This window comes from Streptomyces dengpaensis (assembly GCF_002946835.1).
GTDB lineage: Bacteria > Actinomycetota > Actinomycetes > Streptomycetales > Streptomycetaceae > Streptomyces > Streptomyces dengpaensis.
Genome location: NZ_CP026652.1, coordinates 2496251 through 2515258, shown reverse-complemented (window position 1 = coordinate 2515258; position 19008 = coordinate 2496251). Strand labels below are relative to the sequence as shown.

The 19008-nt window shown below is 69.7% G+C and carries 18 protein-coding genes; 16 read left to right on the top strand and 2 right to left on the bottom strand.

What is annotated here, in order from left to right:
- Nucleotides 1–62 precede the first annotated feature (62 nt).
- Nucleotides 63–1538: a transcriptional repressor NsdA gene (gene nsdA, locus C4B68_RS11270; RefSeq protein ID WP_099502631.1), complete on the top strand. Its 1476-nt coding sequence runs from the start codon at nucleotides 63–65 to the stop codon at nucleotides 1536–1538.
- A gap of 45 nt (nucleotides 1539–1583) precedes the next feature.
- On the opposite strand, the gene C4B68_RS41835 is transcribed toward nsdA, so the two are convergent.
- Nucleotides 1584–1724 (bottom strand): hypothetical protein, encoded by a 141-nt coding sequence (locus C4B68_RS41835; protein ID WP_167459071.1) that lies wholly within the window; start codon nucleotides 1722–1724, stop codon nucleotides 1584–1586.
- 128 nt (nucleotides 1725–1852) lie between these two features.
- On the opposite strand from C4B68_RS41835, the gene C4B68_RS11265 reads away from it, so the two are divergent.
- The 5 genes from C4B68_RS11265 (at nucleotide 1853) to ftsH (ending at nucleotide 9877) form a co-directional block, all read left to right on the top strand.
- Nucleotides 1853–3190, top strand: coding sequence for an ammonium transporter (locus tag C4B68_RS11265; RefSeq protein WP_099502630.1), 1338 nt, complete (start codon nucleotides 1853–1855; stop codon nucleotides 3188–3190).
- The gene (locus C4B68_RS11260; protein WP_099502629.1) at nucleotides 3187–3525 is read left to right on the top strand and encodes a P-II family nitrogen regulator; all 339 of its coding nucleotides are present in this window, start codon (nucleotides 3187–3189) and stop codon (nucleotides 3523–3525) included. The genes C4B68_RS11265 and C4B68_RS11260 overlap by 4 nt, the downstream gene beginning before the upstream one ends.
- A 66-nt stretch (nucleotides 3526–3591) precedes the next feature.
- Nucleotides 3592–6036: a [protein-PII] uridylyltransferase gene (locus C4B68_RS11255; RefSeq protein WP_099502628.1), complete on the top strand. Its 2445-nt coding sequence runs from the start codon at nucleotides 3592–3594 to the stop codon at nucleotides 6034–6036.
- 191 nt (nucleotides 6037–6227) lie between these two features.
- Nucleotides 6228–7778, top strand: a complete 1551-nt coding sequence (gene ffh / locus C4B68_RS11250; protein WP_099502627.1) for a signal recognition particle protein — start codon at nucleotides 6228–6230, stop codon at nucleotides 7776–7778.
- 161 nt (nucleotides 7779–7939) lie between these two features.
- Nucleotides 7940–9877, top strand: a complete 1938-nt coding sequence (gene ftsH / locus C4B68_RS11245) for an ATP-dependent zinc metalloprotease FtsH (protein WP_099502626.1) — start codon at nucleotides 7940–7942, stop codon at nucleotides 9875–9877.
- A 127-nt stretch (nucleotides 9878–10004) separates the two neighbouring features.
- Here the strand turns inward: ftsH and C4B68_RS11240 are convergent, their stop codons facing one another.
- Nucleotides 10005–10862, bottom strand: a complete 858-nt coding sequence (locus tag C4B68_RS11240; protein WP_099502625.1) for an SAM-dependent methyltransferase — start codon at nucleotides 10860–10862, stop codon at nucleotides 10005–10007.
- A 199-nt stretch (nucleotides 10863–11061) separates the two neighbouring features.
- On the opposite strand from C4B68_RS11240, the gene proS reads away from it, so the two are divergent.
- The 10 genes from proS to lepB (C4B68_RS11190) all read left to right on the top strand — a co-directional run bounded on the left by proS (nucleotide 11062) and on the right by lepB (C4B68_RS11190) (nucleotide 18952).
- Entirely contained in the window at nucleotides 11062–12507 is a 1446-nt protein-coding gene (proS, locus tag C4B68_RS11235) for a proline--tRNA ligase (protein ID WP_099502624.1), read from the top strand.
- Nucleotides 12508–12767: 260 nt separating this feature from the next.
- Nucleotides 12768–13364, top strand: a complete 597-nt coding sequence (locus C4B68_RS11230; RefSeq protein WP_099502623.1) for a hypothetical protein — start codon at nucleotides 12768–12770, stop codon at nucleotides 13362–13364.
- Between the two features lie 257 nt (nucleotides 13365–13621).
- On the top strand, nucleotides 13622–14041 hold the full coding sequence (gene rpsP / locus C4B68_RS11225; RefSeq protein WP_099502622.1) for a 30S ribosomal protein S16: 420 nt from the start codon (nucleotides 13622–13624) through the stop codon (nucleotides 14039–14041).
- A 2-nt stretch (nucleotides 14042–14043) separates the two neighbouring features.
- Complete coding sequence (locus C4B68_RS11220) at nucleotides 14044–14283, top strand: RNA-binding protein (protein WP_003973401.1); 240 nt, start codon at nucleotides 14044–14046, stop codon at nucleotides 14281–14283.
- Between the two features lie 84 nt (nucleotides 14284–14367).
- A complete protein-coding gene (gene rimM, locus C4B68_RS11215; RefSeq protein ID WP_099502621.1) occupies nucleotides 14368–14955 on the top strand; it encodes a ribosome maturation factor RimM in 588 nt (195 codons plus the stop codon).
- Nucleotides 14955–15788 (top strand): tRNA (guanosine(37)-N1)-methyltransferase TrmD, encoded by an 834-nt coding sequence (gene trmD, locus C4B68_RS11210; protein WP_099502620.1) that lies wholly within the window; start codon nucleotides 14955–14957, stop codon nucleotides 15786–15788. The genes rimM and trmD overlap by 1 nt, the downstream gene beginning before the upstream one ends.
- A 132-nt stretch (nucleotides 15789–15920) precedes the next feature.
- Complete coding sequence (gene rplS / locus C4B68_RS11205; RefSeq protein ID WP_030675924.1) at nucleotides 15921–16271, top strand: 50S ribosomal protein L19; 351 nt, start codon at nucleotides 15921–15923, stop codon at nucleotides 16269–16271.
- 45 nt (nucleotides 16272–16316) lie between these two features.
- A complete protein-coding gene (gene lepB / locus C4B68_RS11200; protein ID WP_099502619.1) occupies nucleotides 16317–17048 on the top strand; it encodes a signal peptidase I in 732 nt (243 codons plus the stop codon).
- Nucleotides 17041–18132, top strand: a complete 1092-nt coding sequence (lepB, locus tag C4B68_RS11195) for a signal peptidase I (protein ID WP_143674359.1) — start codon at nucleotides 17041–17043, stop codon at nucleotides 18130–18132. The genes lepB (C4B68_RS11200) and lepB (C4B68_RS11195) overlap by 8 nt, the downstream gene beginning before the upstream one ends.
- Nucleotides 18017–18952 (top strand): signal peptidase I, encoded by a 936-nt coding sequence (gene lepB, locus C4B68_RS11190; protein WP_099502618.1) that lies wholly within the window; start codon nucleotides 18017–18019, stop codon nucleotides 18950–18952. Before lepB (C4B68_RS11195) ends, lepB (C4B68_RS11190) begins: the two co-directional genes overlap by 116 nt.
- Nucleotides 18953–19008 lie beyond the last annotated feature (56 nt).

Sequence of the window (19008 nt, the reverse complement as noted above, 5' to 3'; positions counted from 1 at the left end):
GCACTCTGATAGGGCTTGGCACACGCGGCGCAGCAAGTGGTCTCAGGGATGGGGGCGTTCCAGTGGGCGGCAACGGCGGAAGCGGGACGAACGCTGACAAGCGCCCCAATGACATGCTCGGCTCGTGGTTTGTGCGCAGCGGCTGGTCGAAGGGCGAGCTCGCACGTCAAGTAAACCGCAGGGCCCGCCAGTTGGGGGCCAATCACATCTCGACGGACACCTCCCGGGTGCGCCGCTGGCTGGACGGGGAGAACCCGCGCGAGCCGATCCCGCGGATCCTGTCCGAGCTGTTCTCCGAGCGGTTCGGCTGTGTCGTCGCCGTCGAGGACCTCGGCCTGCGCGCCGCCCACCAGTCACCGTCCGTGTCGGGCGTCGACCTGCCCTGGACGGGCCCGCAGACCGTGGCGCTGATCAGCGAGTACTCGCGCAGCGACCTGATGCTGGCCCGCCGCGGCTTCCTCGGCAGCTCCCTCGCCCTGTCAGCGGGCCCGGCCCTCATCGAGCCCCTGCAGCGCTGGCTCGTGCCCTCACCCGCATCGGCCCCCGACGAGCCCGAGCCGCCGGCCTCCGTGCGCCGCGGCGGCCGGCTCTCCCAGCCCGAGCTGGACCTCCTGGAGACCACCACCGTGATGTTCCGGCAGTGGGACGCCCAGTGCGGCGGGGGCCTGCGCCGCAAGGCGGTGGTCGGGCAGCTGCACGAGGTGACGGACCTGCTCCAGGAACCCCAGCCCGCCGCGACCAATAAGCGTCTGTTCAAGGTCGCCGCCGAACTGGCCGAGCTGGCGGGCTGGATGAGCTACGACGTGGGGCTCCAGCCGACCGCGCAGAAGTACTTCGTACTCGCCCTGCACGCCGCCAAGGAAGCGGGCGACAAGCCGCTCGGCTCGTACATCCTCTCCAGCATGAGCCGTCAGATGATCCACCTCGGGCGGCCCGACGACGCCCTGGAACTCATCCACCTCGCGCAGTACGGCAGCCGCGACTGCGCGAGCCCGCGCACCCAGTCGATGCTGTATGCGATGGAGGCCCGCGCCTACGCCAACGTGGGCCAGCCCGGAAAGTGCAAGCGGGCCGTCCGGATGGCCGAGGACGCCTTCGCCGACGTCCATGAGTGGGACGACCCGGACCCCGACTGGATCCGCTTCTTCTCCCGCGCCGAGCTGCACGGCGAGAACTCCCACTCCTTCCGCGACCTCGCCTACGTCGCGGGCCGCAGCCCCACCTACGCCTCGCTGGCCGAGCCCTTGATGCAGCAGGCCGTCGACCTCTTCGCCAAGGACGACGAGCACCAGCGTTCGTACGCACTCAACCTCATCGGCATGGCCACCGTGCACCTCCTGGAGCGCGAGCCCGAGCAGAGCGCGGTCCTGGCCAGGAAGGCGATGGCGATCGCCAAAAAGGTGCGCTCCGAGCGCGTCAACACTCGTATCCGAAAGACGGTCGACACGGCGGCCCGCGACTTCGGGGACCTCGCCGAGATCATCGACCTTACCGACCAGCTCGCCGTCGACCTGCCCGAGACTGCCTTTTGCGCCTGAACCGGCGCCGCTCTCCCGGACCTGGCTGGTCGCCGTGTGGGTTCCTCAATTGATGGTTGCGGTGCGCTTCGGCGGCGTGAAGTGGTGGTCGCCGTGATCTTCGTCGAAGATTGCGTCACGATAACGATCGACTCGGCCGCCATCCGGCAGTTCATGGACGCGTAACACGCAGGCTGCCTTCGTCACGGGCGCGAAACATCGAGGGGCGTCGACGGAAACCGTGCTGCGCCAATCTCATGGCGCATAACCGGCCCACCCCTCAATCCGCTCAGGCTTCGCCCGCACGGGGCCGTACCAACGACGAGGAGACGCCGATGGCACCAGCCATCACCCTTGCCGCAGAGGCACCCACGCTGTCTGCCGCCAACACAGGGTTCATGCTCATCTGTTCCGCCCTGGTGATGCTCATGACCCCGGGCCTGGCCTTCTTCTACGGAGGCATGGTCCGCGTCAAGAGCACCCTGAACATGCTGATGATGAGCTTCATCAGCCTCGGGATCGTCACCATCCTGTGGGTGCTGTACGGCTTCTCCCTCGCCTTCGGCACCGACTCCGGCAGCCTCATCGGATGGAACTCCGACTGGGTCGGCCTCAGCAACATCGGCCTGACGGAGCTGTGGGACGGATACACCATCCCGATCTTCGTCTTCATGGTCTTCCAGCTGATGTTCGCGATCATCACGCCCGCCCTGATAAGCGGTGCCCTCGCGGACCGAGTGAAGTTCACCGCATGGGCGCTGTTCATCGCCCTGTGGGCCACGGTCGTCTACTTCCCGGTCGCCCACTGGGTCTGGGGCGCCGGCGGCTGGGCCTTCGAGCTGGGCGTGATCGACTTCGCCGGTGGCACGGCGGTGCACATCAACGCCGGTGCCGCGGCGCTCGGCGTGATCCTGGTCATCGGCAAGCGCGTCGGCTTCAAGAAGGACCCGATGCGTCCGCACAGCCTCCCGCTGGTCATGCTCGGCGCCGGTCTCCTGTGGTTCGGCTGGTTCGGATTCAACGCCGGTTCGTGGCTCGGCAACGACGACGGCGTCGGCGCGCTGATGTTCGTCAACACGCAGATCGCCACCGCCGCCGCCATGCTCGCCTGGCTCATCTACGAGAAGATCCGCCACGGCGCGTTCACCACGCTGGGTGCCGCCTCCGGTGCGGTCTCGGGCCTCGTCGCCATCACTCCGTCGGGTGGTGCGGTCTCCCCGCTCGGCGCGATCGCCGTCGGCGCCATCGCCGGTCTGCTGTGCGCCATGGCCGTCGGCCTGAAGTACAAGTTCGGCTACGACGACTCCCTCGACGTGGTCGGCGTCCACCTCGTCGGCGGTGTCGTCGGCTCCCTGCTCGTCGGCCTCTTCGCCAGCGGCAAGGGCCAGTCCACCGTCGAGGGTCTCTTCTACGGCGGCGGCATGACCCAGTTCTGGAAGCAGTGCGCCGGTGTCTTCGCCGTCCTCGCCTACTCCCTCATCGTCTCCGCGATCCTCGCCTTCGTCATCGACAAGACGATGGGCATGCGCGTCACCGAGGACGATGAGATCGCGGGCATCGACCAGGCGGAGCACGCCGAGACCGCATACGACTTCAGCGGTGCCGGCGGCGGCGCGGCCCGCACCGCCGTCCCGGCCGCCGCGGGCACCGAGAGCAAGAAGGTGGACGCATGAAGCTCATCACCGCCGTCGTGAAGCCGCACCGGCTCGACGAGATCAAGGAAGCCCTTCAGGCGTTCGGGGTGCAGGGTCTGACGGTCACCGAGGCCAGTGGCTACGGTCGGCAGCGGGGCCACACCGAGGTCTACCGTGGCGCTGAGTACACGGTCGACCTGGTTCCCAAGATCCGCATCGAGGTGCTGGTCGAGGACGAGGACGCCGAACAGCTCATCGATGTCGTCGTGAAGGCGGCCCGCACCGGCAAGATCGGTGACGGCAAGGTCTGGTCCATCCCGGTCGAGACCGCCGTCCGGGTCCGGACGGGCGAGCGCGGCCCGGACGCGCTGTAACCGGACCCGGCCAGACGCGCTCTGACCGGACCCGGTCAAAGGAAGAAGAAAGACAGGAGTCGCTGGGTGACGAGTACGGAAACGCGTACGGAAGCAGAGGACTCGGGACCCAGCGGCTACGCGGCGGCCCGGCTGCGCCTCCTCCAGGAGGGGGCGCGGTCCGGGCCGCCGCGCCGTTCCGCCCTGGCGGAACTGACCGACGACTGGCTGACCGGCCTGTTCACCGCGGGCTCGGACGGCCTGCGCGGACTCTCCCTGGTCGCCGTCGGCGGCTACGGCCGCGGTGAACTCTCCCCCCGCAGCGACCTTGACCTGCTCCTCCTGCACGACGGCGGCGACTCCGGCGCGGTCTCCACGCTCGCCGACCGCATCTGGTACCCCGTCTGGGACCTCGGCCTGGCCCTCGACCACTCCGTCCGTACGCCCGCCGAGGCCCGCAAGACCGCCGGCGAGGACCTCAAGGCGCAGCTCGGCCTGCTGGACGCCCGGCACATCGCGGGCGACCTCGGCCTCACCGCCGGACTGCGTACGGCCGTCCTCGCCGACTGGCGCAACCAGGCGCCGAAACGCCTCCCCGAACTCCAGGAGCTCTGCGCCGAGCGGGCCGAGCGCCAGGGTGAGCTGCAGTACCTCCTCGAACCGGACCTCAAGGAGGCGCGCGGCGGGTTGCGCGACGCCACCGCCCTGCGCGCCGTCGCCGCCTCCTGGCTCGCGGACGCGCCCCGCGAGGGCCTCGCCGACGCCCGGCGACGCCTTCTGGACGTCCGTGACGCGCTGCACCTCACCACCGGACGCGCCACCGACCGTCTCTCGCTCCAGGAGCAGGACCAGGTCGCCGCGGAACTGGGTCTGCTGGACGCCGACACCCTGCTGCGCCAGGTGTACGAGGCCGCGCGCGTCGTCTCGTACGCCAGTGATGTGACGTGGCGCGAAGTGGGGCGCGTGCTGCGATCGCGTTCCGCGCGCCCGCGCCTGCGCTCCATGCTGGGCGGCGGCAAGCCAGTCGCCGAGCGCTCGCCCCTCGCGGAGGGCGTGGTCGAGCAGGACGGCGAGGCAGTGCTCGCGCGTGCCGCGCGCCCCGAACGCGACCCCGTGCTTCCGCTGCGGGCGGCGGCCGCCGCCGCGGAGGCGGGCCTCCCGCTCTCCCTGCACGCCGTACGGCGCATGGCCGCCGCCGCGCGCCCCCTGCCCACGCCCTGGCCCGCCGAGGCGCGCGAACAGCTCGTCACGCTCCTCGGCTCGGGCCGCCCGACCGTCGATGTCTGGGAGGCGCTGGAAGCGGAGGGGCTGATCACGCGGCTGCTGCCCGACTGGGAGCGGGTGCGCTGCCGGCCGCAGCGCAACGCTGTGCACATCTGGACCGTCGACCGTCACCTCATCGAGACGGCCGTCCGCGCCTCCGCGCTGACCCGCCGCGTAGGACGGCCCGACCTGCTGCTCGTCGCCTCCCTGCTGCACGACATCGGCAAGGGCTGGCCCGGCGACCACTCCGTGGCGGGCGAGATCATCGCGCGGGACGTGGCCGCCCGGATCGGCTTCGACCGCGCCGACGTGGCCGTGCTCGCCACCCTCGTACGCCACCATCTGCTGCTCATCGACACGGCGACCCGGCGCGACCTGGAGGACCCGGCGACCGTCCGCTCGGTCGCCGAGGCGGTCGGCTCGCAGGGCACCCTGGAGCTGCTGCACGCGCTGACCGAGGCGGACGCGCTGGCCACGGGGCCCGCCGCCTGGTCCTCATGGCGCGGCTCCCTCGTCGCCGACCTCGTCAAGCGCGTCTCGGCGGTGCTCGCCGGGGACGTCCCCGAGGAGCCCGAGGCCGCGGCCCCCACGGCCGAGCAGGAGCGGCTCGCGATCGAGGCCTTCCGGACCGGCGGACCCGTACTGGCGCTGCGCGCGCAGACGGAGCCGCCGGCCGAGGAGGGCTCCGGCGACCCGGAGCCGCTGGGCGTGGAGCTCCTCATCGCCGTGCGCGACCAGCCCGGCGTGCTCCCCGCCGTCGCGGGCGTCCTCGCCATGCACCGGCTGACCGTCCGCACCGCCGAGCTGCGCGCCCTCGACCTGCCCGACGGCGTCGAGGGCTCGGTGCTGCTGCTCAACTGGCGGGTGGCCGCCGAGTACGGTTCCCTGCCGCAGGCCGCCCGTCTGCGCGCCGACCTCGTACGCGCCCTGGACGGCTCGCTCGACATCACGGCCCGGCTCGCCGAACGCGATGCCGCCTACCCGCGCCGCCGGGGGACGATCGCGCCGCCGCCCCGTGTGACGGTCGCCTCGGCCGCCTCGCGCCATGCCACGGTCATCGAGGTCCGCGCCCATGACGCCCCCGGCCTGCTGCACCGCATCGGGCGGGCCCTGGAGGACGCGAACGTCCGGGTGCGGAGCATGCACGTCTCGACGCTCGGCGCCAACGCCGTGGACGCCTTCTACGTGACCGGCACGAAGGGCGCGCCCCTGCCGGGGGAGGATGCGGCTTCGGTGGCGCGTGCGCTGGAGGAGACGTTGCGGGGGTGACCTTGCGGTCACTGGTCCCCGCGTGCGCGGAGGTGGTCCGGTGGCAAAGAGCGCCTCCAGCCAGGCCCCGCCTGCGCGGATGTCACGGTCCGTGTCAGGTATTCACACCAGGCAGGGGCCACCAACCCTTTTCGGGCAGATACCCTGGAGGGCAACCCAAACCGCCCCCGACTACGAGGACCGACGCCACCGTGTTCGATACCCTCTCAGACCGCCTCAGCGCGACTTTCAAAAACCTCCGCGGGAAAGGCCGGCTCTCCGAGGCGGACATCGACGCCACGGCCCGCGAGATCCGTATCGCACTCCTCGAAGCGGATGTGGCCCTGCCGGTTGTCCGGGCCTTCATCAAGAACGTGAAGGACAGGGCACTCGGGAGCGATGTCTCCAAGGCGCTGAACCCCGCCCAGCAGGTCCTGAAGATCGTCAACGACGAGCTCGTCACGATCCTCGGCGGTGAGACCCGCCGCCTCCGCTTCGCCAAGCAGCCGCCCACCGTGATCATGCTCGCGGGTCTGCAGGGTGCCGGTAAGACCACGCTCGCCGGAAAGCTCGCCAAGTGGCTCAAGGACCAGGGCCACTCCCCGCTCCTGGTCGCCGCCGACCTCCAGCGCCCGAACGCCGTGAACCAGCTCAGCGTCGTCGCCGAGCGCGCGGGCGTCGCTGTCTACGCGCCGGAGCCGGGCAACGGCGCCGGCGACCCGGTCAAGGTCGCCAAGGACTCCATCGAGTTCGCGAAGGCGAAGGTCCACGACATCGTGATCGTGGACACCGCGGGCCGCCTCGGCATCGACCAGGAGATGATGCAGCAGGCCGCGCACATCCGCGACGTCGTCTCCCCGGACGAGATCCTCTTCGTCGTCGACGCGATGATCGGTCAGGACGCGGTGAACACTGCCGAGGCCTTCCGCGACGGCGTCGGCTTCGACGGTGTGGTGCTCTCCAAGCTCGACGGTGACGCCCGCGGTGGTGCGGCCCTGTCGATCCGCCACATGACCGGCAAGCCGATCATGTTCGCGTCGAACGGCGAGAAGCTCGACGACTTCGACGCCTTCCACCCTGACCGGATGGCTTCCCGCATCCTCGACATGGGTGACCTGCTCACCCTGATCGAGCAGGCGGAGAAGACGTTCAGCCAGGAAGAGGCCGAGAAGATGGCCTCCAAGTTGGCGTCCAAGAAGGGCCAGGACTTCACCCTGGACGACTTCCTGGCCCAGATGGAGCAGGTCCGGAAGATGGGCAGCATCAGCAAGCTGCTCGGCATGCTCCCGGGCATGGGCCAGATCAAGGACCAGATCAACGACCTCGACGAGCGCGACGTCGACCGCACGGCCGCCATCATCAAGTCGATGACCCCGGCCGAGCGCCAGGAGCCGACGATCATCAACGGCTCGCGCCGCGCCCGTATCGCCCGCGGTTCGGGTGTCGAGGTCAGCGCCGTCAAGAACCTCGTCGAGCGCTTCTTCGAGGCCCGCAAGATGATGTCCCGCATGGCCCAGGGCGGCGGTATGCCGGGGATGCCCGGGATGCCGGGCATGGGCGGCGGTCCCGGCCGGACCAAGAAGAAGCAGAAGCAGGCCAAGGGCAAGCAGCGCTCCGGCAACCCGATGAAGCGCAAGCAGCAGGAGCTGGAGGAGGCGCAGCGCCGCGAGGCCGGCGCTCAGCCGGGTGGGGCCTTCGGCCTGCCGCAGCAGGGCGGCCAGGACTTCGAGCTGCCGGACGAGTTCAAGAAGTTCATGGGCTGACGTTCAAGAAGTTCAGGGGCTGACGGTCCTTCTCGTGCGGGACCGAGGGCTCGTACGGCACGGACGGCGTCGTACGTCACTGGGGGCGCCCCTCGCCTGAGGGGCGCCCCCGGCGTTCGACCGCAGGTGCCGGTGCCCGCTGTATGGCGTAACGTCCGAATATGAGCAATGCTGCGCCGCCGCGCAAGGCTCCTGACCAGCCGTGGCGTACCGAGGGGACTCCGCCCGAGCCGACGCCGCCGCCTTCTGGCAGGTGGAAGGTGCCCGGCGGCCGCTGGGGCGGCTTGGTCCTGGCCGCCCTCGTCGTGTTCGTGATCGCCAACCTGGCGTTGTCCTTCTTCAACCAGGGCAACGAGCCGACGGTCTCGTACACCGAGTTCAGCAGGCAGGTCGACGACAACAACGTCAGCAAGATCTACTCCAAGGGTGACGCGATCCAGGGTCAGCTCAAGAACGCCCAGGACAACCCGGAGGGCGACGGCAAGTACACCAAGTTCAAGACCCAGCGCCCGTCCTTCGCGGACGACCAGATCTGGGCGGACCTGGCCAAGAACAACGTCACGGTGACCGCATCGCCGGTGGTCCAGCAGCGCAGCTTCCTGTCCAACCTCCTGATCTCGCTCGCCCCGATCGTGCTCCTGGTCCTCGTGTGGGTCTTCGTCGCCCGCCGGATGAGATCGGGTTTGGGCGGTGCCGGCGGCATGCTCGGCCGCAAGGCACCCCCGAAGCCGGTCGAACTGGTGCCCGGCGCCAAGCGCACCTGCTTCAAAGACGTCGCCGGTATCGAAGAGGTCAAGGGCGAGCTGAACGACGTCGTGGACTTCCTCAAGAACCCGGACGCGTACCGCAGGATGGGCGCGAAGATGCCCCGGGGCGTGCTGCTGACCGGCCCGCCCGGCACGGGAAAGACCCTGCTCGCGCGGGCGGTCGCGGGGGAGGCGGGAGTTCCGTTCTTCTCGGCCTCGGCATCGGAGTTCATCGAGATGATCGTGGGCGTGGGCGCCTCCCGCGTCCGCGAACTCTTCGCCGAAGCCCGCAAAGTGGCCCCCTCTATCATCTTCATCGACGAGATCGACACCATCGGCCGCGCCCGTGGCGGCGGCGCCGCCATGGGCGGCCACGACGAGCGCGAGCAGACGCTGAACCAGATCCTCACCGAGATGGACGGCTTCTCGGGCGAGGAGGGCGTCATCGTCATCGCCGCGACGAACCGCGCGGACGTCCTGGACCCGGCGCTCACCCGCCCCGGCCGCTTCGACCGCATCGTCAACGTCTCACCCCCCGACCGCGGCGGCCGCGAGGCGATCCTGCAGATCCACACGCGTGACATCCCGCTCGCGCCGGATGTGGACCTGGCGCAGGTGGCCCGTACGACGCCGGGCATGACCGGCGCGGATCTGGCCAACCTCGCCAACGAGGCGGCCCTGCTCGCGGTCAAGCGCCAGCAGAACCAGGTGACGCGGACGGATCTCTCCGAGGCGTTGGAGAAGGTACAGCTGGGCGCCGAACGGCCTCTGGTGATGCCCGCGGAGGAACGCCGCCGAACCGCCTACCACGAGAGCGGCCACGCCCTCCTCGGCATGCTCCAGCCGGGCGCCGACCCGGTCCGCAAGGTCACGATCGTCCCGCGCGGTCGTGCCCTGGGCGTCACACTCTCCACCCCGGAGGCCGACAGGTACTCGTACACGGAGGAATACCTGCGCGGCCGCATCATCGGCGCCCTGGGCGGCATGGCCGCCGAACACGTCGTCTTCGAAGTCATCACCACCGGCTCCGAGAACGACCTCGAACAGGTCACCAACATCGTCCGCGGCATGGTCGGCCGCTGGGGCATGAGCGAACGAGTCGGCCGCCTCTCCGCCCTCCCCAACGACGCCCAGCAGGCCTACGGCCTCGCCGCGGCGCCCGGAACCCTCGACTCGATCGACCACGAAATGCGCCGCATCGTCGACGAGTGCTACGAGGAGGCCTGCCTGAAGCTCCGCGAACACCGCCACCAACTGGACGCCCTGGCGGAAGCACTGCTGGCGAGCGAGACGCTAGAGGAGGCGGAGGCGTACAGGATCGCGGGAATCCCGCGCATGACGAAGGAGGAGTGAGGAGGAGGGCTTTTCAGCCCGTCCGGCGTTTGAGGACGAGCGCGCAGCGCGATACGGGGGGTCTGGGGGGCGGAGCCCCCAGGTACGGGACGGGCAGGGGCGGAGGGGGCGAAAAGGCCCCGTACCCTCACCCCGTACGAGCGATCAGATACCGAAAGACATTCGGCATCCACACGGTCCCGTCCCCCCGCAGATACGGATGCAACGCCTCGCTCAGCTCCTTCTCCACCTGGGCCTGATCGGTGGCGTCGACCGCCGCGTCGAAGCCCCCGGTGGACACCAACCCCCGCACCGCACTGTCCACATCGGCGTACCCGAACGGACAGGCAACCCGCCCCGACCCGTCCGGCCGCAACCCGGCCCGCTGGGCGACCTCCTCCAAGTCGTCACGGCACGCGGCCCGCCAACTCCCGCCCCCGCGCAGGGGATCGGCCAGCTTGCCGGCGATCCGCAGCACGGCGGACGTGGTGCACCGCTCCGGCGGCCCCCACCCCACCAGCACCACCGGCGACCCCCGCTCGGCAAGCGGCACCGCGGCGTCGAGCAGCGAACCCAGCCCTTCGGAGTCCCCGGCCACACATCCGATCGGCTCGAACGCGGTCACCAGGTTGTACGCCGGTGCCTCCGCGACGGCCGCGTCCGCGGGGGACCCGTCCACGAGCCGGGCGTCGCCACGCGCGCGCGTGCCCCACGTCTCCGGCAGCAACCGCTCCCGGGCGAGGGCCATCCGTTCGGGCGACGCGGAGTCGACACCGGTGACCGCGGCACCCCGGGCGGCCGCCATCAGGAGGGCCAGCCCCGACCCGCAGCCGAGGCCGAGCAGCCGCGTCCCGCGGCCCACGTCGAGTCGCTCGTAGACGGCCTCGTAGAGCGGTACCAGCATCCGCTCCTGGATCTCGGCCCAGTCACGCGCGCGTGCAGACTGATTCACCTGGGGCGAGGCCCCCGTATGAGGTAGCTGCTGCCGCACGAGCGTAGGTGTCATCGAAAGTGCCCCAATCCGCCGAGAGTTGCCGCTGTGCCCTGTTTCCCTGGCCCCCGTGCAGTGCGGTCGCACTCCCCCCGTATGTCAGGAAACTCCGCGCTCGACGCGGCGTCCAGGGGTTGCGGCGCCCTGCTTGCGCGCTCTCTGCGCACGCCGAAAAAATTCACATTCCGGCAACGTCGCCCCGTACCATCGCCGCATGGCAAAGGCACCCGTTCTCACGCCCCAGGCGGATGATTTCCCGCGCTGGTACCAGGACTTGATCAACAAGGCGGAGCTGGCCGACAACGGGCCGGTGCGCGGCACCATGGTCATCCGACCGTATGGGTACGGGCTGTGGGAGCGGATGCAGGCGGACATGGACGCCCGCATCAAGGAGACGGGGACCCAGAACGCGTACTTCCCGCTGCTGATCCCGCAGTCCTACCTCACGAAGGAAGCCGATCACGTCGAGGGCTTCGCGCCCGAGCTCGCCGTGGTCACGCACGGCGGCGGCAAGGAACTCGAAGAGCCCGCCGTCGTGCGCCCCACCTCCGAGATGATCATCAACGACTACTTCTCGAAGTGGGTGCAGAGCTACCGCGACCTGCCTCTCCTGATCAACCAGTGGGCGAACGTGGTGCGTTGGGAGCTCAGGCCGCGGCTCTTCCTCCGTACGACGGAATTCCTGTGGCAGGAGGGCCACACCGCGCACGCCACGTACGAGGAAGCCCGGGACTTCGCGGCGCGCATCCACCGCCACGTCTACGCGGACTTCATGGAGAACACCCTCGCGATGGACGTCGTCCTGGGCCGCAAGACCGCCCGGGAGCGATTCGCGGGCGCCATCAACACCCTCACGCTCGAGGGCATGATGGGCGACGGCAAGGCGCTGCAGATGGGTACGAGCCACGAGCTCGGCCAGAACTTCGCCAAGGCGTTCAACACCCGGTACCTGTCGAAGGACGGCAAGCAGGAACTCGTCTGGCAGACCTCCTGGGGTGCCACGACCCGCATGATCGGCGCCCTGGTGATGATGCACGGCGACGACAACGGCCTGCGCGTCCCGCCCCGTCTCGCGCCCACTCAGGTGGTCGTCCTCGCGATCAAGGGCGACGAAGCGGTTCTGGCCAAGGTCCGCGAAATCGGCGATCAGCTGAAGGCGGCGGGCCTGCGCGTCCAGGTGGACGACCGCACCGACACCCCCTTCGGGCGCCGCGCCGTCGACTGGGAACTCAAGGGCGTCCCCGTACGCATCGAGGTCGGCCCCCGTGACCTGGAGAACGGCACCGCGATGCTGGCCCGCCGCATCCCTGGGGGTACCTCCCAGGCTTTCGGCTCTGGGGGAGGCAAGGAGCCGGTGGCCATCGACGCACTCGTGGGGTTGCTCCCCACGGTCCTCGAAGAGGACCAGGCGCTGCTTCTGCGGCAGTCGCGCGAGCGCCGTGAGTCGCGTACGGCGGACGTGTCGACGATCGAGGAGGCAGCCGAGGCGGCCGCCGCCGGATGCTGGGCGCGCATTCCGTGGGCCGACCTCGGCGAAGAGGGCGAGGCCAAGCTGGCCGAGCACTCCGTGACCGTACGGTGTCTGGTCACCGAGGACGGGTCGGTGCCCGACGCCGACGACGCACCCGGTAACGTCGCGATCGTCGCGCGCGCTTACTAGGCAGCCCTCAGAGCGACCGAAACGCCTCTTGCGCATCTGCCGGCCACAGGCGCCCCGGCGCCTGTGGCCGGGTCTACGCGCCGGAATAGAGAGGGCGTACGTCGGACTACGCACCAGCTTGGTACGAGCTGCGAGGCTTCTCCGCAGATCAGCGCACCCGCCCTCGTCCGGACGCATCAGCGGCAACTGACGGGTACGTGCAAATTATTTGGGATGCCCCGGAATAGGAACACAGAGGCACCCCGGCTCGTTGTCATTACGTGAGCACGACACCACCTGTTCTCGCCGCAGAGCTGGCGCAGGCGTGGGCCGACATTCAACGGCACCACCCCGAGCTGCCAGATCTTGCCGCGCCGGAGTCCCTGATCGGAGAGTCGTCGTCCGCCTGCGGGCACGAACTCTCTTTCGAGCGACTGCTTCATGAGGCAGTCCACGGCATCGCCGCCGCCCGCGGAGTCCGCGACACCTCGCGCGCCGGCCGCTATCACAACCGCAGATTTCTCGCGATCGCCGAGGAGCTGGGCCTCGACCACCCGGAGGAGCCGCATCCCAGCAGTGGCTTCTCGCTGGTCACGCTCAACCCCGAGGCGAAGCGGCGCTACCGCCCGACGATCGAGCGCCTGCAGCGCGCGCTCAAGGCCCACACGGCCGCGACCGCCGCCGACACCGCCCGCTCGTTCCGCGGCCCGGCCGCCCGCCACGGCTCCTCCGGAGGAGGCGTCCGCGTCAAGGCGGTATGCGAGTGCGGCCGCAACGTTCGCGTCGTCCCATCGGTCCTGGCCCAGGCGCCGATCATGTGCGGGGGCTGCGGCAAACCGTTCCGGATTCCGGACGTGGTGGGCGCGGCGGCGGGTTGAGCCTCCTGGCCCGCGGGCACGCGTGACGCGGCGGACATCGGGCCCGGCCCGGCGCCGGGTGCCGGTCAGGCCTGCGCGAGTGCGGGACGCCCGGTCAGGCGCCCCGCCAAGATGTGGCAGAATGGCTAGCTGTACTCGACAGCCGCACAGGACCCCTCTCTCCTCCGGCTGACGCGTCCATCGGGCACTCGGGTACCGCAACCCCACGCGGCCATCTCGCCGTGCCCAACCACGTCAATCCAGGAGAACCCACTCCCGTGGCAGTCAAGATCAAGCTGAAGCGTCTGGGCAAGATCCGTTCGCCTCACTACCGCATCGTCGTCGCCGACTCCCGTACCCGCCGTGACGGCCGGGCCATCGAGGAAATCGGTCTGTACCACCCGGTGCAGAACCCGTCGCGCATGGAGGTCGACTCCGAGCGCGTCGCCTACTGGCTGGGTGTCGGCGCGCAGCCGACCGAGCCCGTTCTCGCGATCCTGAAGAAGACCGGCGACTGGCAGAAGTTCAAGGGCGAGCCCGCCCCGGCTCCGCTGCTCGTCGCCGAGCCGAAGGCCGCGCGCCCGTCGTTCGACGCCCTGGGCGGCGACGACGAGGGCAAGGGTGAGGCCATCACCCAGAAGAAGAAGGCTGAGAAGAAGGACGAGGCTGCCGCCGAGTCCGAGTCGACCGAGGCCTGAGCATGCTCGAGGAGGCTCTCGAGCACCTCGTGAAGGGCATCGTCGACAACCCCGACGATGTGCAGGTCGCCTCGCGCAACCTGCGCCGCGGGCGCGTTCTCGAGGTCCGGGTCCACCCCGACGACCTCGGCAAGGTGATCGGCCGCAACGGCCGCACCGCACGCGCTCTGCGCACCGTCGTGGGCGCCATCGGCGGCCGCGGTGTCCGTGTCGACCTCGTCGACGTGGACCACGTCCGCTGACGTAACAGGCAGCACCGGCTCGGGCCGGGGAGGGCTTACGAGCCTTTCCCGGCCCGTAGTCGTATCGACAGGAGATCAAGCACAGTGCAGCTGGTAGTCGCTCGCGTCGGCCGCGCCCACGGCATCAAGGGCGAGGTCACCGTAGAGGTCCGTACGGACGAGCCGGAGCTCAGGCTCGCCCCCGGCGCCGTCCTGCTCACCGACCCGGCCTCCGCAGGACCGCTGACCATCGAGACCGGCCGCGTCCACAGCGGCCGTCTCCTGCTGCGCTTCGAAGGCGTACGCGACCGGAACGCCGCCGAGGCGCTGCGCAACACCCTCCTGATCTCCGAGGTCGACCCGGACGAGACGCCGGAGGACCCGGACGAGTACTACGACCACCAGCTGATGGACCTGGACGTGGTCACCAAGGACGGTGTGGAGATCGGACGGATCACGGAGATCTCACACCTGCCGTCGCAGGACCTGTTCGTGGTCGAGCGGCCCGACGGCACCGAGGTCATGATCCCCTTCGTCGAGGAGATCGTCGTCGAGATCGACCTGGATGAGCAGCGGGCCGTCATCGACCCGCCGCCGGGCCTGATCGACGACCGGGCGGAAGTCGCCTCCTCCAGGGACGCGGAAAACGCCTCTTCCAGGGACGTCGAGGACTCCGCGGGGGCCGACGCCTGATGCGGCTCGACGTTGTCACGATCTTCCCCGAGTACCTGGAGCCCCTGAACGTCTCCCTGGTCGGCAAGGCACGCGCGCGTGGACAGCTGAACGTGCACGTGCATGATCTTCGGCAGTGGACGTACGACCGTCACCACACGGTCGACGACACCCCGTACGGCGGCGGCCCCGGCATGGTCATGAAGACCGAACCCTGGGGTGACGCCCTGGACTCGGTTCTGGCCGACGGCTACGAGACGGGCTCCCACGGGCCCGTCCTGGTGGTCCCCACGCCGAGCGGACGCCCCTTCACCCAGGAACTCGCCGTCGAGCTCTCCGAACGCCCCTGGCTGGTCTTCACGCCCGCCCGCTACGAGGGCATCGACCGCCGCGTCATCGACGAGTACGCGACCCGGATGCCCGTCTACGAGGTGTCCATCGGCGACTACGTCCTCGCCGGCGGCGAGGCGGCCGTCCTGGTCGTCACGGAGGCCGTGGCGCGGCTGCTGCCGGGTGTCCTCGGCAACGCCGAGTCCCACCGGGACGACTCCTTCGCGCTCGGGGCCATGGCCAACCTTCTGGAGGGGCCCGTTTACACCAAGCCCCCGGCGTGGCGCGGCCGCGAGATCCCCGAGGTGCTGCTCAGCGGCCACCACGGGAAGATCGCCCGCTGGCGCCGCGACGAGGCTCTGCGCCGTACGACGGCGAACCGGCCCGACCTCATCGAGCGCTGCGACCCTTCCGTCTTCGACAAGAAGGACCGCGAAATGCTCTCCATCCTGGGCTGGGCCCCGGATCCCGAAGGGGAACCCCACGGCCGATTTTGGCGCGGGCCCGAGGCCGTGGAAGAATAGGCCGCTGCTCTACGTCGTCCGGCGTGCGCCCCTGCCACAGGGGGATACGACGCCCGCCCCGACGCGGCAGCACCCTCTTGGAAAACTAGCTCCCGTTGATGACCTGTGGCATCAGCGAAGAAAGCAGACGAAATGTCTCACCTGCTCGACTCCGTCGACAGCGCGTCGCTGCGCAGCGACATCCCGGCCTTCCGCCCGGGTGACACCGTCAACGTCCACGTCCGCGTCATCGAGGGCAACCGCTCCCGTGTGCAGCAGTTCAAGGGCGTAGTCATCCGCCGCCAGGGCGCCGGTGTCCGCGAGACCTTCACGGTCCGCAAGGTCTCCTTCTCCGTCGGCGTCGAGCGCACCTTCCCGGTGCACACCCCGATCGTCGAGAAGATCGAGCTCGTCACCCGCGGTGACGTACGTCGCGCCAAGCTGTACTACCTGCGCGACCTGCGCGGCAAGGCCGCGAAGATCAAGGAGAAGCGCGAGAGCTGAGCTCGCGCCGGGGTTCATACAGGGGCCGGATAACATCTGGCGTCGATGGACACCGAAGCACAGCCTGTGGAGCGCGACCGCTCCTCCCGCCCTTCCGAATCCGAGGAGACCTCATCCGAGGAGACCTCGGACACAGAGGGTCCGGAGGGGCGGTCGCGTTTCGCGTTGGTGGCCCGGGCCGCCAACTGGCTCCCAGGCGGGCGGATCTCTCTGACCGTGCTGACCTGCCTGGTCTTTCTGCTGATCGTCAGCAGGTTCGTGATGCAGCCGTTCCAAATTCCCAGCGGCTCGATGGAGCCGGGATTGAGGATCGGGGACCGCGTTCTCGTAAATAAGTTGGCGTACCGTTTCGGTGCCGAGCCGCAGCGGGGTGATGTCGTTGTGTTCGACGGCACTGGGTATTTCGGGAACGCCGACTACATCAAGCGCGTCGTCGGTGCGGGGGGAGACCATGTGGTCTGCTGCGACAAGGACGGGAGGCTCGAAGTGAACGGCCGGTCGGTCGACGAGTCGACGTTTCTGTATCCAGGGGACAGCCCGTCCGACGCGCCCTTCGACGTCGTCGTGCCCGACGGCACCCTCTTCGTCCTCGGCGACCACCGCAGCGCCTCCCGCGACTCCCGTGACCACCTGGGTTCGCCCGGCGGCGGCATGGTCCCCGTCGCCGACGTCATCGGCAGAGCCGACGGGATCGCCTGGCCCGCCGGCCACTGGACCCGGCTGACGCGTCCCGACGTCTACGCGCGCGTACCCGCCGTGGGCGGTGCCCATGGGTAACCGTGGCAAACCGCGCGGAGCCCCCGTCAGCGCCGCCGACAACCTGTTGCCCACCGGCAGTCGGCGCGCCTCAGGAGGTGCGGCCCGGCCCAGCCGCGTCGAGCGGCGCAAGCTCGCCCGCAAGATCAAGCGGCGCAGGCGGCGTTCGGCGATCAAGGAGATCCCCCTCCTCGCCGGCGTCGCGGTGCTCATAGCCCTGGTGCTCAAGACCTTCCTCGTCCAGGCCTTCGTGATCCCGTCGGGCTCCATGGAGAACACGATCCAGATCGGCGACCGCGTCCTCGTGGACAAGCTCACCCCCTGGTTCGGCTCCAAGCCCGAGCGCGGTGACGTCGTCGTCTTCAAGGACCCCGGAGGCTGGCTCACGGCCGAGGAGACCCAGAAGAAGGAAGACCCCGTCGTCGTCAAGCAGATCAAGGAAGGGCTGACCTTCATCGGCCTGCTGCCGTCCGACAACGAGAAGGACCTCATCAAGCGAGTCGTCGGCGTCGGCGGCGACACGGTCAAGTGCTGTGACACGCAAGGCCGGGTGACGGTCAACGGCACACCGCTGACCGAGCCCTACATCCAGCCCGGCAACAAGCCGTCGGACTTCCCCTTCGAGGTGAAGGTGCCCCAGGGCCGCCTGTTCGTCCTGGGCGACCACCGGGCCAACTCCGCCGACTCCCGCTATCACCGCACCGACAAGTTCAGCGGTACCGTCTCCGAGGAGTCGGTCGTCGGCCGGGCCGTGGTCATCGCCTGGCCCATCGGCAACTGGACCCGCCTGGAGGAGCCGGGCACGTACGCGTCCGTAGCCGACGCGCCTGGAGGGTCGAGCTCCGCTCTCGCCCTGTCGCATAGGGTGGCCCCTGCGGATCCAGACGGATTGATCCCGCTCCCGACCCCTGCGGAACTCCCGCTCGTTATGGGAGTGGTGGGCCTGCGCCGAATACGGCGCGGGCGGCGGCACGGAGTGAGGAGTGGATGTGGGGGATGTGGCGGTCGGCGCACGGTCCGGACACGATGGTCCCGAAGGGCGGCCGGAGCGGCCCGACGATGCGGCTGCCCCGGCCGTAGAGCACGCATCCGGCTCCGGGAGTGACTCCGAGGACGGCGGCGCCGAGGCCGAGCGCGCCGGGCAGGGTGCGAAGCCCCAGAAGCAGCAGCGCTCCTTCTGGAAGGAGCTGCCGATCCTGATCGGCATCGCGCTGGTCCTCGCGCTGCTGATCAAGACCTTCCTGGTGCAGGCGTTCTCGATCCCCTCGGACTCGATGCAGAACACCCTCCAGCAGGGCGACCGTGTCCTGGTCGACAAGCTGACCCCGTGGTTCGGCTCCGAGCCGGAGCGCGGCGAGGTCGTCGTCTTCCACGACCCCGACAACTGGCTCGCGGGCGAGCCCACGGTCGACCCGAACGCCCTTCAGACGGTCCTCAGCTGGATCGGCCTGATGCCGTCCGCCGAAGAGAAGGACCTCATCAAGCGGGTCGTCGGCGTCGGCGGCGACACCGTCCAGTGCAAGGGCACGGGCCCGCTGACCGTCAACGGCCTCGCGCTGAACGAGCCGTACGTGTACCCGGGGAACACCCCATGCAGCGTCGACGACGAGGGCGGCCAGTTCAAGGTCCAGGTGCCCAAGGGCATGATCTGGGTGATGGGTGACCACCGCCAGAACTCGCGCGACTCGCGCTACAACCAGACGGACGCGAACAACGGCATGGTCCCCGTGGACAAGGTCGTCGGGCGCGCCATCGTCAAGGCCTGGCCCATCAACCGCTGGGGCACCCTCCCGGTGCCGGACACCTTCGACCAGACCGGCCTGAGCAACCAGGCGGTGGCCGCGGTCACCTCGCCGGGCGCCGCGGCACTCGTGGGCGCGGTACCGCTGGTGCTGGTACGGCGCCGACGGAAGACAGCCAAGTAGGAACTGAAGCGACGACGCCCCATGAACGGCTCCCTCCCAAGGCGTGATCGCGATCC

Coding starts and splice junctions, on each gene's coding strand:
- ftsH (WP_099502626.1), top strand. CDS start 7,940: ATGAGCAATGCTGCGCCGCCGCGCAAGGCTCCTGACCAGCCGTGGCGT.
- lepB (WP_143674359.1), top strand. CDS start 17,041: ATGGGTAACCGTGGCAAACCGCGCGGAGCCCCCGTCAGCGCCGCCGAC.
- trmD (WP_099502620.1), top strand. CDS start 14,955: ATGCGGCTCGACGTTGTCACGATCTTCCCCGAGTACCTGGAGCCCCTG.
- lepB (WP_099502619.1), top strand. CDS start 16,317: ATGGACACCGAAGCACAGCCTGTGGAGCGCGACCGCTCCTCCCGCCCT.
- C4B68_RS11260 (WP_099502629.1), top strand. CDS start 3,187: ATGAAGCTCATCACCGCCGTCGTGAAGCCGCACCGGCTCGACGAGATC.
- C4B68_RS11220 (WP_003973401.1), top strand. CDS start 14,044: ATGCTCGAGGAGGCTCTCGAGCACCTCGTGAAGGGCATCGTCGACAAC.
- rplS (WP_030675924.1), top strand. CDS start 15,921: ATGTCTCACCTGCTCGACTCCGTCGACAGCGCGTCGCTGCGCAGCGAC.
- C4B68_RS11240 (WP_099502625.1), bottom strand. CDS start 10,862: ATGACACCTACGCTCGTGCGGCAGCAGCTACCTCATACGGGGGCCTCG.
- proS (WP_099502624.1), top strand. CDS start 11,062: ATGGCAAAGGCACCCGTTCTCACGCCCCAGGCGGATGATTTCCCGCGC.
- C4B68_RS11265 (WP_099502630.1), top strand. CDS start 1,853: ATGGCACCAGCCATCACCCTTGCCGCAGAGGCACCCACGCTGTCTGCC.